13 protein-coding genes are annotated in these 12,596 nt (G+C 67.0%); 5 read left to right on the top strand and 8 right to left on the bottom strand.

The annotated features are described in order from the left end of the window. Positions 1-42: 42 nt before the first annotated feature. From ACNHKD_RS01770 to ACNHKD_RS01760, 3 genes are all read left to right on the top strand, one after another. On the top strand, positions 43-2,121 hold the full coding sequence (locus ACNHKD_RS01770) for a carbon starvation CstA family protein (protein ID WP_442755417.1): 2,079 nt from the start codon (positions 43-45) through the stop codon (positions 2,119-2,121). Beyond that, positions 2,096-2,326, top strand: a complete 231-nt coding sequence (locus tag ACNHKD_RS01765; protein ID WP_442755416.1) for a YbdD/YjiX family protein — start codon at positions 2,096-2,098, stop codon at positions 2,324-2,326. The genes ACNHKD_RS01770 and ACNHKD_RS01765 overlap by 26 nt, the downstream gene beginning before the upstream one ends. A 159-nt stretch (positions 2,327-2,485) precedes the next feature. Beyond that, positions 2,486-3,316, top strand: a complete 831-nt coding sequence (locus ACNHKD_RS01760) for a uracil-DNA glycosylase (protein ID WP_442755415.1) — start codon at positions 2,486-2,488, stop codon at positions 3,314-3,316. Between the two features lie 63 nt (positions 3,317-3,379). Here ACNHKD_RS01760 and ispG read toward each other — a convergent pair whose 3' ends face one another. The 8 genes from ispG to pdxH all read right to left on the bottom strand — a co-directional run bounded on the left by ispG (position 3,380) and on the right by pdxH (position 10,270). Next, positions 3,380-4,675 carry a flavodoxin-dependent (E)-4-hydroxy-3-methylbut-2-enyl-diphosphate synthase gene (gene ispG, locus ACNHKD_RS01755; RefSeq protein ID WP_442755414.1) on the bottom strand — a complete coding sequence of 432 codons (1,296 nt, stop codon included), beginning with the start codon at positions 4,673-4,675 and terminating at the stop codon, positions 3,380-3,382. 76 nt (positions 4,676-4,751) lie between these two features. Beyond that, entirely contained in the window at positions 4,752-5,702 is a 951-nt protein-coding gene (locus ACNHKD_RS01750) for a DnaJ C-terminal domain-containing protein (RefSeq protein ID WP_442756811.1), read from the bottom strand. 113 nt (positions 5,703-5,815) lie between these two features. After that, complete coding sequence (locus ACNHKD_RS01745; RefSeq protein ID WP_442755413.1) at positions 5,816-6,106, bottom strand: hypothetical protein; 291 nt, start codon at positions 6,104-6,106, stop codon at positions 5,816-5,818. A 61-nt stretch (positions 6,107-6,167) separates the two neighbouring features. Then, on the bottom strand, positions 6,168-7,481 hold the full coding sequence (locus ACNHKD_RS01740) for an Nramp family divalent metal transporter (RefSeq protein WP_442755412.1): 1,314 nt from the start codon (positions 7,479-7,481) through the stop codon (positions 6,168-6,170). A gap of 43 nt (positions 7,482-7,524) precedes the next feature. Further along, positions 7,525-8,622 (bottom strand): histidine phosphatase family protein, encoded by a 1,098-nt coding sequence (locus ACNHKD_RS01735; protein ID WP_442755411.1) that lies wholly within the window; start codon positions 8,620-8,622, stop codon positions 7,525-7,527. A gap of 147 nt (positions 8,623-8,769) precedes the next feature. Further along, complete coding sequence (locus ACNHKD_RS01730) at positions 8,770-9,024, bottom strand: hypothetical protein (protein ID WP_442755410.1); 255 nt, start codon at positions 9,022-9,024, stop codon at positions 8,770-8,772. Between the two features lie 77 nt (positions 9,025-9,101). Further along, a complete protein-coding gene (locus ACNHKD_RS01725) occupies positions 9,102-9,659 on the bottom strand; it encodes a TIGR02301 family protein (RefSeq protein WP_442755409.1) in 558 nt (185 codons plus the stop codon). Further along, positions 9,656-10,270: a pyridoxamine 5'-phosphate oxidase gene (gene pdxH, locus ACNHKD_RS01720; RefSeq protein ID WP_442755408.1), complete on the bottom strand. Its 615-nt coding sequence runs from the start codon at positions 10,268-10,270 to the stop codon at positions 9,656-9,658. The genes ACNHKD_RS01725 and pdxH overlap by 4 nt, the downstream gene beginning before the upstream one ends. Positions 10,271-10,335: 65 nt before the next feature. Between pdxH and ACNHKD_RS01715 the strand changes: the two genes are divergently transcribed. Both ACNHKD_RS01715 and ACNHKD_RS01710 read left to right on the top strand, forming a co-directional pair. Further along, positions 10,336-10,818, top strand: a complete 483-nt coding sequence (locus ACNHKD_RS01715; RefSeq protein WP_442755407.1) for an RT0821/Lpp0805 family surface protein — start codon at positions 10,336-10,338, stop codon at positions 10,816-10,818. A gap of 178 nt (positions 10,819-10,996) precedes the next feature. Continuing rightward, positions 10,997-12,565, top strand: a complete 1,569-nt coding sequence (locus tag ACNHKD_RS01710) for a radical SAM protein (RefSeq protein ID WP_442755406.1) — start codon at positions 10,997-10,999, stop codon at positions 12,563-12,565. Positions 12,566-12,596 lie beyond the last annotated feature (31 nt).

Here is a 12,596-nt window from a genome sequence, read left to right as displayed (position 1 = left end):
CCCACGAGCGGGGAGAGGGGATCAACACGCAGGGCGCGCGAAATGTCTTCGGCTTCGTCTCGTCACAGACCCGTTTCTTACGTCGTGTGGGCGCTCGTCTTCGTCCTCGTCCTTTATGCGCTCTACACGCTCGCGACCGCGCGGGGCGAGCCGGTCAACGCCATGTGGCTCGTCGCCGCCGCCGTCGGCGTCTACGCCATCGGCTATCGCTTCTATTCGCGCTTCATCGCCGATAGAGTGCTCGGCCTCGACCCCAATCGGCGGACGCCCGCGCATCGGCGCAATGACGGGCTGGATTATGTCCCCACTGACAAATGGGTGCTCTTCGGCCATCATTTCGCGGCCATCGCCGGCGCCGGGCCGCTCGTCGGTCCCGTGCTCGCCGCGCAGATGGGCTATCTCCCGGGCACGCTCTGGCTGCTCGCCGGCGTGATCTTCGCCGGCGCGGTGCAGGATTTTCTCGTCCTCTTTATCTCCACGCGCCGCGACGGACGCTCGCTCGGCGACCTCATCAAGACCGAGATGGGCCATATTCCCGGCGTCATCGCCATGGTCGGCATTCTCTCCATCATGATTATCCTGCTCGCAGTGCTCGCGCTCGTGGTCGTGAAGGCGCTTGCCGACAGTCCGTGGGGATCGTTCACCGTCTTCGCCACCTTGCCCATTGCGGTTTTCATGGGCGTCTATGGCCGCTATCTGCGCCCCGGCCGCATCGGCGAGATGTCGCTCATCGGCTTCGCGCTCCTGCTCGCGAGCATCGCCTTCGGCCGCAACGTCGCGGAGAGCGCGACGCTGGCGCCGCTCTTCGCCTATAAGGGCGAGACGCTCGCCTTCATGCTCATCGCCTATGGCTTCGTCGCCTCGGTGCTCCCCGTATGGCTGCTGCTCGCGCCGCGCGATTATCTTTCCACCTTCCTCAAGATCGGCACGATCCTCTCGCTCGCGCTGGGCATCTTCATCGTCTGGCCCGACCTCAAAATGCCGGCGGTCTCCCGCTTCATCGACGGCTCCGGGCCGGTCTTCGCGGGAAGCGTCTTCCCTTTCCTGTTCATCACCATCGCCTGCGGCGCCGTGTCGGGCTTCCATGCGCTCGTCTCCTCCGGCACGACGCCGAAGATGATCGCGGACGAGACGCAGACGCGCTTCATCGGCTACGGCGCCATGCTGATGGAGAGTTTTGTGGCCATCATGGCGCTGATCGCCGCGACCTGCCTCGAGCCCGGCGTCTATTTCGCCATGAACAGCGCGCCCGCCGTCATCGGCGCGACGCCGGAGGCCGCCGCGACGGCGATCTCCGCATGGGGCTTCGCGGTGACGCCGGAGACGCTCGCAGGCGTCGCGCAGGACGTCGGCGAGAAGACCATTCTCTCGCGCACCGGCGGCGCGCCGACGCTCGCCGTCGGCATGGCGCATATTCTCTCCAAGGTCATCGGCGGCGCGACCGCCATGTCCTTCTGGTATCACTTCGCCATCCTGTTCGAGGCGCTCTTCATCCTCACCACGATCGACGCCGGCACGCGCGTCGCGCGCTTCATGATTCAGGATCTCGTCGGCACATTCGTCCCCGCCTTCCGCAACACGCAGGCCTGGGGTCCGAATCTCGCCGCCACCGCCATCGCCGTCACGGGCTGGGGCTATTTCCTCTATCAGGGCGTGATCGATCCGCTCGGCGGCATCAACACGCTCTGGCCCTTGTTCGGCATCGCCAATCAGATGCTCGCCGCCATGGCGTTGACGCTCTGCACCGTGGTGCTCTTCCGCATGAAGCGCGAGCGCTACGCCTTCGTCGCGATCGCGCCGACGACATGGCTCTATGTCTGCACCATGACGGCAGGGCTGGAGAAGATTTTCCACGACGACCCGAAGATCGGCTTCCTCGCCCATGCGCGGAAATTCACGGCGGCGCTCGACAAGGGAGAATTGCTCGCTCCCGCCAAGACGGTGGAGGAAATGCATCGCGTGATCTTCAACGACTATGTCGACGCAAGCCTCTGCGCGATCTACATCGTGCTGGTCCTGTCGATCCTCGGCTTCGCCATCAAATCCATCCGCGCCGCGCGCGCGAGCGAGGTCGTCACCACGCGGGAGAGCGAAGATGAATTGCTGCCCGCAGGAGCGTAACTTCCGGCTTGATCTCGCCAAGCTCGCGACAAAGCTGCGCGACGGCGCGCGCCTGATGGTCGGGCAGGGCGATTATGACGCCTATGTCGCGCATATGCGCGCGAAGCACGAGGATCGAAACGTCATGTCGCGCGCGGAATTTTTCCGCGCACGGGAGAACGTCCGCTTCGGCGCCGGCGGCGAGCGCGCGTTTCGCTGTTGCTGAGCGGCGTTTCGCCTACCACAGCCGTCATGCCCGGACTTGTGCCGGGCATCCACGCGGCGCCGCCTGTGCGTGACTTACGGCGTTCAGTAGCGTCCCGCGCCATGACTCGGACGAGCCCGGCCATGACGCGGTCGAAGGGTTGGGCTAAACTCGCCTGAGATGACCCTCGCTCACCCGCCCGAAACGCGCGCCGCGCTCCTCGCGCTCCTCGACTGGTATGTCGAGAGCGGCGTCGATCTCGCGCTCGACGAGGCGCCGCATGATCGCTACGCGGAAAGTCTCAAGCCCGTGGAGGCGCCTGTCGCGGCGTCGCCGCTCGCTCCCCGCGCGCCGCCGCCGGAGCTTGAGCCGGCGCCGCGTCCGCGCCCCGCGCCCATTATCGCCGCGCCGGACGACGCCGCGCGGGCGGCGGAAGAAGCGGCGGCGGGGGCCGCTACGCTCGAAGACCTCGCCGCAGGGCTCGCGAACTTCCCGCATGCGCCCTTCCGCGAGATGGCGCAGCATTTCCTGTTCGGCGCCGGAACCCCCGGCGCCCCGCTCATGGTTTTGGACGGCGCGCCGGGCGCGGTCGAAGAATCGACGGGCGAAGCCTTCAGCGGCGAACAGGCGCGGCTTCTCGACAACATGCTGAAGGCGATCGGGCGCTCTCGCGAGAGCGCCTATCTGGCTTACGTCTCGCCCTGGCGGCCGCCCGGCGTCATGTCGATGACGCCGCAGCAGCTCGCCGTCTTCGCGCCCTTCGCGCGACGCCACGTCGAATTGGCGCGGCCGCAGGTTCTGCTGCTCTTCGGCGAGGCCCCGGCGCGGGCGCTGCTCGCGACGAACGAATCCGTGGCGAAGCTGCGGGGAAGGTCGTTCGATGTCGAATGCGGCGTGTGCACGGCGCGCGCTTATGTGTTCAGCAGTCTCGATTCCATGCTCAAGCAAGCGGCGCTGAAACCGGCCGCCTGGCGCGATTTGCGGACGGCGGCGAGTTCCCTCTCCCCGTGAAACGGGTGCAAGCGGGGCGAGGGGGGCGATCGCGGCCCTCATCGACAGCATTGCTCGCGGAGATTACTCCGCCGCCGCGCCTTCCTTCACGCCGCCATAGCGGCGCGCGATATATTCGTCGACGATGCGGGTGAATTCTTCCGCGATGCCCTCGCCGCGCAGCGTCATCGCCTTCTTGCCGTCGATGAAGACCGGCGCGGCCGGGGTCTCGCCCGTGCCGGGCAGCGAAATGCCGATATCGGCGTGCTTCGATTCGCCGGGGCCGTTCACGATGCAGCCCATCACCGCGACATTGAGCGTCTCGACGCCCGGATATTGAGCCCGCCACACGGCCATGCGCTCGCGAATATGCTCCTGAATGTCGCGGGCGAGCTCCTGGAACACGGTCGAGGTGGTGCGGCCGCAGCCGGGGCAGGCGGCGACGAGGGGCACGAAGGTGCGAAAGCCCATGGTCTGCAGGATTTCCTGCGCGACCCGCACTTCCTGCGTCCGGTCGCCGCCGGGCTCCGGGGTGAGCGAGACGCGGATCGTGTCGCCGACGCCGTCCTGCAGCAGCACGCCGAGCGCCGAGGCCGAGGCGACGACGCCCTTGGTGCCCATGCCGGCTTCCGTCAGGCCGAGATGCAGGGCGTAATCGCTGCGCTGCGCGAGCATGCGATAGACGGCGATGAGGTCCTGCACCGCGGAGACTTTCGCCGAGATGACGATGCGGTCCTTCTTGAGGCCGATCTCCTCGGCGCGTGCGGCGGAGAGCAGCGCCGAGCGCGCCAGCGCCTCGCGCGTCACGGCGCGGGCGTCGATCGGGCGGTCGGAGGCCGCGTTGATGTCCATGAGATGCGTCAGCAGCTCCTGGTCGAGCGAGCCCCAATTGGCGCCGATGCGCACCGCCTTGTCGTGCTTCGCGGCAAGTTCGACAATGGCCGCGAACTGGCGGTCCTTCTTGTCCTTGAAGCCGACATTGCCCGGATTGATGCGGTATTTGGCGAGCGCCTCGGCGCAGGCCGGATGATCCGCCAGCAGCTTGTGGCCGATGTAATGGAAGTCGCCGACGAGAGGGGCGTTGATTCCCTTCCTGTCGAGCTTCTCGCGAATATGCGGCACGGCCGCCGCCGCCTCGTCGCGGTCGACGGTGATGCGGACGATCTCCGAACCCGCCTGCGCCAGCGCCGTCACCTGCGCGACGGTCGAATCGACGTCCGCCGTGTCGGTGTTGGTCATGCTTTGCACGACGATGGGCGCGCCGCCGCCGACCATCACGGCGCCCGGCCCCTCGCCGATGCGGACGGCGCAGGTTTTTTTGCGCGGCGCGGGCTCGGCGGAAACGGGATCGGGCAGGCGGGTTTCGACGGCGTCGGTCATGGCTCTCGTCGCGGCTCCGTTGGACGTTGGCCCTCAAGTCGCCCGGAAACGGGCGCGGGTCAAGTTTGCGGGGCCGTCACCCCATCTTCCGCCGCGGATCGTAGCCATGCCGGTCCCGCAGCTCCCGCATCTTCGCCTGGAAATCGGCGTCGGGGTCCTCGGGCAGCATGATCTTGAGCGACACATAAAGGTCGCCGGCCGGCTTGCCTTCCGTCGCCGGCAGGCCCTTGCCGCGCAGGCGCAGCGTGCGGCCGCCGTTGGAGCCCGGCGGCACGGCCAGCTCCACCTTGCCGTCGAGGGTGGGCGTCTGCACCTTGGCGCCGAGCGCCGCCTCGTACACCGTCACGGGCAGCTCGACGCGCAGATCGCGCCCCTCAACCCTGAAATAGGGATGCGCCGCGACTCTCACGGCGACCAGCGCGTCGCCGGGCTCGCCGCCGCGCAGGCCCGGCTGGCCCTGGCCGCGCAGGCGGATCTGCTGACCCTCCTCGACGCCGGCCGGGATCTTCACCTCCAGCGTGCGGCCGGAGGGCAGGATGACGCGAGCCGAGCCGCCCTTGGCGACGGTTTCGAGCGGCACAGTCGCCGTCGCGACCACGTCGTCGCCGCGCGTGGGCGCCGCCTGGGCGCGGCGGCGCCCGCCGAAGAGATCGGCGAAAAGGTCGCTCGGATCGAAACCGCCGCCGCCGGGTCCGCCCCCGAAATTGAACTCGAAATGCTGCTCGCCGCCCGGCGCGCCGCCGGCGGTGCGCCAGCCGCGCGTGAATCCCCCTGGCCCCGCGCCGAAGCCTTCGAAGCCGCGCGGCTTGCCGTCGGGACCGATCTCGCCGCGGTCATACTGGGCCTTTTTCTTTTCGTCGCCGACGATTTCATAGGCCGTGTTGATCTCCGCGAAACGCTCCTTGGCTTTCGCGTCGTCCTTGTTGCGGTCGGGATGGTATTTTTTCGCGAGCGAACGATAGGCCTTCTTGATGTCGGCCGCACTCGCCGTTTTGGTGACTCCGAGAATGTCGTAAGGGTCGCGCATTTTGGTCCAATAGCCCATGGAAGCGCCCGCCCGAAAGCGGCGCGGGCGCAAATGTCTCAACTGATATCTGGGAGAAACGCGGGCCTAACGCAAGCGGCGGCGCGACGGGAAAATCAGAGCTTGGTCGGCGCTTTTTCGAAATCCGCCATCGCCTTGCCCTCGGGATCGAGAATCGCGAGCGCGGCGTTGACGGCGTCGAGGGGCGGCGGCTCGCCGCCAGTCATGTTTTCCTCCGTCGCACGTTGCAGGGCGCGCGCGTCGAGCTCCCAGCGCTTGAGAATTTCGATCTTCATCAACTTGGCGAGCGCCCTGGTTTCAACCACTTCGAAAGGCTCGTCGAAGACGGAAGCGGGGGAGATGAGGGCCTTTTCGATTTCGGCGTCGCCGAGAGAACGAACTTTCATGACATTAAGCCCGGTTCGAGGTTTCCCCTCAACGCGCAAGCCCGCGGCTTGTTCCTGCAGGTCAGACGACGAGCGCGTCCCAGAGCAATTTGCCGTTGAGGGCGACGATCAGGGCGGCGATGGCGGCCGCAAGGGCGGTCGTGCGGCGCGGGGCGACGAGCGCGCCCATAATGTCGCGCCGCGCGGTGAAGAGGACGAGCGGGAGGACAGCGAAGGGAAGCGTCAGGCTCAGCACCACCTGGCTCAGCACGAGAAGCCGCGCCGTCGCGCTTTCGCCGGCGTAGAGCGTCACGGCGATCGCCGGCGCGATGGCGATGGCGCGGGTGACAAGCCGCCGAACGGCCGGGGAAAGGCGCAGGCGGATGAAACCCTCCATCACGATCTGGCCGGCGAGCGTCGCCGTCACGGTGGAGTTGAGCCCGCAGGCGATGAGCGCGACCGCGAAAAGCGTCGCCGCCAGGGGTTCTCCGAGCAGCGGCGCGATAAGGCGGTGCGCGTCGCCGAGCTCCGCGACCTGCGTGTAGCCATGGGCGTGAAACGCCGCCGCAGCCAGAACAAGAATGGCGCCGTTGACGAGCAGCGCGAAAAACAGCGCCAGCGCGCTGTCGATCACGGCGAAGCGCACGGCCTCCCGCTTCTTCTCCGTCGAGGCGGCGACGGCTCGCGTCTGCACGACGAAGGAATGCAGGAAGAGATTATGCGGCATCACCGTCGCGCCGAGAATGCCGAGGCCGAGATAGAGCATGTCGGGGTCCGAGACGAAGCGCCGCGTCGGCGCGAGGCCGCGCGCGACCTCCGCCAGATCGGGCCGCGCCATGGCGAGCTGCGCCGCGAAGCAGACGCCGATCAGCCCGAGCATTGCGACGACGAAAAGCTCGATCTTGCGGAAGCCCAAGCGCTCCATCGCGAGAACGAGGAAAGCGTCCAACGCGGTGACGACGATGCCGAGCGCAAGCGGCAGACCGAAAAGGAGCTGCAGGCCGACCGCCGTGCCGATGACCTCGGCGAGGTCGGTCGCGAAGATTCCGGCCTCCGCGAGGAGCCACAGCCCGACCGCCACCGGGTAAGGCGCATGCGCCCGGCAGGCCTGGGCGAGGTCGAGGCCGGCGCCGACGCCGAGCCGCGCCGAGAGCGATTGCAGGACGATGGCCATGAGGCTCGACAGCACCGCGACGAAGAGCAGCGCCGTCCCGAATTTCGAGCCGCCGGCCAGCGCCGTGGCCCAATTGCCGGGGTCCATATAGCCGGTCGCGACGAGATATCCCGGACCGAGGAAGACGAAGAGCCGCCTGAAGAGCCTGCCGCCGTCGGGGACGACGACCGAGCGGCGGAGCTCGGCGCTCGGAGAGCGGATCGAGGGGGCGGTCGACGCCAATCAATGCCTCCCGGCCGGACGCGCCGGCAGGATGACGCGACCTTTAAGAATTCACCTTGCGCAGCAGGGCCTCCAGCCCTTCCGGGAAGATCAGTTCGTCCGAGGCGGCGATGCCGTCCGCCGACCACCATCGCCAGCCGAGCGTATGGATCTTCTCCTCGGGCGTGAGGTTTTCGGGCGATGGCGCGAACTCTTCCGTTCTGATGAGGAAATAGCGTTCGACGGCCTGTTGCCAATCGTCGCCGAGCTCCATGGGGAATTCACGCGTGGCGACGACCGGGCCGGGATCCCCGTCGAGGATCAGCCCGGTCTCTTCGCGGACTTCGCGGCGCAGCGCTTCTTCGAGGCTCTCGCCCTCCTTCAGCGCGCCGCCCGGCGTCGCCCAGAAGTGATGATGGCCGAGCGCCAGAAAGTGCGGCGAGAGCCCGCCGGCATATTGCATCAGCAGCGCCTCGCCCTTCCGGTTGACGATCAGGGCGCGGGCGGCTTCCCGCCGTGGCAGGGTCAGCCCGTCCCATGGCGCGGCGATCTCCGGCCGCCCCTCGGGCCGCGCCCAGTTCACGAGCGACCAGCGCCCGTCCTCATAGGCGATCCAGTTGGGCGTGGCGTTGAGCACGGGATGCTCGCGCTTCTCGCCGAGCTCCTTGCCGGTCGCCATGCGCCAGGCGATGTCGAGCACCCCGGCATGGGCGACGACGAGGACGGTGAGGCCGACGCTTTCCCTGGCGATGTCGGTGAGGACCGAGCGGACGCGGCCGGCGAATTCCTGGAGGGTCTCGCCCTCGGGCGCGGCGAAGTCCGGCGCGCGGGAGAGATAATGGGGGTAGTCTTCGGCGTATTTGACCTGCACCTCCGCATGGGTGTGGCCCTGCCAGGCGCCGTCGTCCTTCTCGCGCAGCCGCTGCGTGGCGAGCACCGGCAGGCCCTGGGCCTCGGCGATGGGCGCGGCCGTGGTCATGGCGCGGCGCAGATCGCTCGAATAGACGCGGTCGAAATGCGCGCCGGCCAATTCGCGTGCGAGGGCCTCCGCCTGGGCGCGGCCGCGGGCGTTGAGCGCGATGTCGAACTGGCCCTGGAAACGCCTTTCAATGTTCCAATTCGTCTCGCCGTGGCGGGCGAGACAGAGGATGGTGCGGGTCATTTCTCGTCTGGGGCGCCGCCATGCGGGCCGCCGATTTGCGCGCGGGCCTGCGCAAAAATCGCCCGCCGCGCCGATACGCGAGGCTCTTTTGCCCGATTTGGACGCAAAAGTCAGTCGCCTTTTGCCGAGAGCCTGGCCTTGGGCGCGTCAGTGCCGCAGGGCGAAGGTGAACTCTCCCGCGCGAATGCGGTCCGGCAGGGACTGGGCGAAGGACGCGACGCTCTCCTCGCCATAGGTCGCGACCAGTTCGCGCAACGCCGCCGACAGGGCCGCCTGTGCGAAGGATTCGCTCTCGATCCCGGCGAGGATCGCTTCAGCGAAGGCTTCGGTCACATAGGCGAGCGCGGCGCGGTGTTGCTCGCCGCCGGTCTCGTCAAAGGAGGCAAAGGTCAGTTGCGTCATGGGGTCACTTTAGCCAAGCCTGCCGCGGGAGGCGACACGCGTCTTTCCAAAAGGTTAATTCACAATTGAAAAGATTTTTAAGGACTGCCGAAGCGGTAGGCGACGTCGCGCGAAATTCTCGCCGCCTCGTCAAGATAGCGGGCGGTCGCGGCCTTCGCGTTGGCGGTGCAGACGCGATAGGTGAGCTCGTAGCCGCGAAATCCGCGATTGAAGGCGGCGACATATCTGTCGCGCCGGGGGCCGTTCGGCGCTTCCGCGTCGAGCAGCGCCGACATTTTCTCGCGCCAGTCCTCGACGTCCTTTTCTCCGCAGAGGTCGCGCAGAAAGACGAGCGCGCCCATCACTTCCGAAAGCCGCACGAGCTGCCCCTCATAGGGAGGGGGCGGCGTCTCGGCGCCGGACCTGGCGTCGGGTTTCGCGTCGGATTTTGCGGCCGCCGGCTGGCTCTTCGCCGCGTCACGCTTCTTTTTCGCCGCTGGCTTCTTCTTCTCGACGCGGGGAATGTCGCGCGCCGGGCGCGGCGCGCCGGAGGCAGCGGGGCGGTCGGGGCCGAAGAGATCGAAAATGCCCTGAGCTTCCGCGGGAGCGGCGAGCAGACAGGCCGAAAGGAGCGCCGCCGCGCCGCCGCGTCTCATGGGTAGAGCCGCTCCTTGCGCCAAGCCGCTCCCGGCGCCTCGCGGGAGAAGCGCACACGGTCGTGCAGGCGGAAGGGGCGATCCTGCCAGAACTCCATGGCGACCGGCCTGATGCGGAAGCCGCGCCAGTAGGTCGGACGAGGGATGTCGCCGACGGCGTATTTCGCCGCGTAGCTCGCAACGGCTTTTTCAAGCGCGAAGCGGCTTTCGAGCGGCCGCGACTGCCGGCTCGCCCACGCGCCGATGCGCGAATCGCGCGGACGGCTGTTGTAATAGGCGTCCGATTCGGCGTCGCTCACCAGCTCGACGGGGCCGCGCAGGCGCACCTGCCGGCGCAAAGACTTCCAGTGAAACAGCGCCGCCGCCTTGGGGTTTTCGGCAAGTTGCCGGCCCTTGGCGCTTTCGGCGTTGGTGTAGAAGACGAAGCCGTCCGGACTCCATTCCTTCATCAAAACCATGCGCGCGTCGGGCAGGCCGTCCGCGTCGGCGGTCGCGACGGCCATCGCCTCGGGGTCGTTGAGCTCCCGGGCCTTCGCTTCTTCAAACCACTGGCCGAAAAGGGCGAAGGGTTCCGCCGCTTCGACGAAGTCACTCGACGTTAACGCGTTCACGCGAAAATCCTCTCCCGAGCGCCCGTCGCGGGCGCAGCGCGTTTGAAGGTGGCGCTTTGCAGTTCTTGCGTAACAGACATATAGAAGCCGGCCTCTCCGCTCAATTCCCGCCGGCCGCCATCCTTGCGTCATTCGTCGCCGTCTGCGCGCTCTCGGGCTGCTCCGTCGCGATTCCCGTGTCTTCCTCGAATAACTCGGCAATGTGGCAGGGCGCGCCCGAAGACATGACAGGCTCCATCGCCAAGCCGCCTCTCAAGCTGTCGCGCCGTCTCGATACGGAAGACATCCGGCGCGCCACCGCGGCGATGAGCACGGCGCTCGATCCGCAGGGCAGCGGCGCGAGCGTCAATTGGGACAATCCGCAATCGGGCGCCAAGGGCTCCTTCACGCCCGTCGGCCAGGCCTATCCGCTCGACGGCAAAATCTGTCGCGCCTTCCTCGCCGACGTTTCGGCCAGCGACGCGACCGAGCGTCTGCAGGGCGCCGCCTGCCGCGAGAAGACCGCGGAATGGGCGCTGACAGACGTGAAGCCTTTCAAAAAGAGCTGAGCAGGAGCGCGTTCTTCACGCGCCAAGCTTCGGCGCCCGGCGCGTCTGCAATGAAATCAGGGCCGCCCTTTGCGAATGTCGCGGAGAACGCTTTTGCGCCCTTCTCGGCGACGACACAGCTTGCGACGCGCGTCGGCTGATGAAATAGTAATGTAATTTCATTTGCTTGGGCTTCGCTATGACGTCGCTGTACATCATCAACCCGGCGGGCGATTTTCCTACCTATTTCGGCGGCGAAGTTCTTGGCGCCTCTGGCTTTCCCGGCGGCGTGATGATGGCCGATCTCGCGAGCGCAACCGTCGCCGCCTTCGCGCCGCCCGGTTTCGACATCAGGCTTTGCGACGAAGCGATCCAGCCAGTCGATTTCGACGACGCTTCCGACTTCATCCTCATCACCGGCAAGGTCAGCCAGCGCCTGCGCATGGTCGCCGTCGCCGATGAATTTCGCCGCCGCGGCAAGACCGTCGTCATCGGCGGCCCCTATGCGAGCCTTTCGCCCGCGCGGCTGCGCGAGCATTGCGACACGCTTGTGTGCGGCGAGATTGAAGAGATTGCCGGGGATTTCTTCGCCGATCTCGGCGCCCGCGAATTGAAGGACGGCTATTTCGGCGACAAGCCGTCGCTCGCGCATTCGCCGCGCCCGCGCTGGGATCTCTACAATAACGGCCGCGCCATGCTCGGCGCGGTGCAGACGTCGCGCGGCTGCCCCTTCGAATGCGAATTCTGCGACGTCATCCAATATCTCGGGCGCAAGCAACGGCATAAACCCATCGGCAATGTCATCGACGAGATCGACGCGCTGTGGAAGGCGGGCTATCGCACGACCTTCCTCGCCGACGACAATTTCACGGCCTATCGCGCCCATTGCAAGGAATTGCTCGCGGCGATCGCCGAATGGCGGCGCGGCAGGCCGATGGAGTTCGTCACTCAAATCTCGATCGACGCCACGCGCGACGACGAGTTGCTCGACATGTGCGTCGCCGCGGGCCTCACGCAGGTCTTCGTCGGCATAGAGACGCCGAACATTGAAAGCCTGCGCGAAACCGGCAAACGCCAGAATCTCAAAATCAGCCTCGTCGACGAAATCCAGAAGCTCGTCGATCGCGGCATGTCCGTCATGGGCGGCATGATCGTCGGCTTCGATCATGACGGGCCTGGCGTCTTCGCGCAGCAATATGACTTCGCCATGCAGACGCCGATTCCGATCTTCAGCCTCGGCGCGCTGATGGCCTCCGAGGCGACGCCGCTCTACGACCGCATCCAGAAGGAGGGGCGTCTTCTCACGGGCGGCGTCGAGACGCAGGCCGTGCCCTGGAGCTCCAACATTCAATGTAGGACGATGAGCATGGAGGAGCTGCATCGCGGCATGCAGAATCTCTGCAACGCGCTTTATGCGCCTGCGGCCTTCCAGGAGCGCATGCTGCATCTCATCGACACGTTCGGGCGCTATCGCAACGGACCGGCGCCCGGGCCCATGGACCAGGATGCGCTGCGCGAGATCGAGAAGCAGGCCGTGCAGGCGGCGATGCAGCGCATCACCAGATATGGGACGGCGGAAGGGCGCATGTGGAACAAGGTCTGGGGCGCCGCCGTGCGCAAGCCCGAGACCATGACCATCGTCGCGCGCATCCTCTTTCAATACGCCCAGGCGCGCTACATGTTCGACCGCGGCAGCTATTGGGAGCCGAAACTCTCTTTCCCGCCAGCCGCGCCGGCGACCGCCGCGAAGCTCGAAGCGACGGCGTAGGCCTTCGTCAGCGCGAAGGTGCGGCGACTCG

It is taken from the genome of Methylocystis sp. JAN1 (assembly GCF_052186135.1).
Classification (GTDB): Bacteria; Pseudomonadota; Alphaproteobacteria; order Rhizobiales; family Beijerinckiaceae; genus Methylocystis.
The sequence above is the reverse complement of the archived record's forward strand: the minus strand, read 5'-3'. Positions and strand labels throughout refer to the sequence as shown.

Bases quoted from the DNA above. Each gene is read 5' to 3' on its own strand.
- ACNHKD_RS01770 (WP_442755417.1), top strand. From the start codon at position 43: ATGTCTTCGGCTTCGTCTCGTCACAGACCCGTTTCTTACGTCGTGTGG.
- ACNHKD_RS01765 (WP_442755416.1), top strand. From the start codon at position 2,096: ATGAATTGCTGCCCGCAGGAGCGTAACTTCCGGCTTGATCTCGCCAAG.
- ACNHKD_RS01760 (WP_442755415.1), top strand. From the start codon at position 2,486: ATGACCCTCGCTCACCCGCCCGAAACGCGCGCCGCGCTCCTCGCGCTC.
- ispG (WP_442755414.1), bottom strand. From the start codon at position 4,675: ATGACCGACGCCGTCGAAACCCGCCTGCCCGATCCCGTTTCCGCCGAG.
- ACNHKD_RS01750 (WP_442756811.1), bottom strand. From the start codon at position 5,702: ATGCGCGACCCTTACGACATTCTCGGAGTCACCAAAACGGCGAGTGCG.
- ACNHKD_RS01745 (WP_442755413.1), bottom strand. From the start codon at position 6,106: ATGAAAGTTCGTTCTCTCGGCGACGCCGAAATCGAAAAGGCCCTCATC.
- ACNHKD_RS01735 (WP_442755411.1), bottom strand. From the start codon at position 8,622: ATGACCCGCACCATCCTCTGTCTCGCCCGCCACGGCGAGACGAATTGG.
- ACNHKD_RS01730 (WP_442755410.1), bottom strand. From the start codon at position 9,024: ATGACGCAACTGACCTTTGCCTCCTTTGACGAGACCGGCGGCGAGCAA.
- ACNHKD_RS01725 (WP_442755409.1), bottom strand. From the start codon at position 9,659: ATGAGACGCGGCGGCGCGGCGGCGCTCCTTTCGGCCTGTCTGCTCGCC.
- ACNHKD_RS01710 (WP_442755406.1), top strand. From the start codon at position 10,997: ATGACGTCGCTGTACATCATCAACCCGGCGGGCGATTTTCCTACCTAT.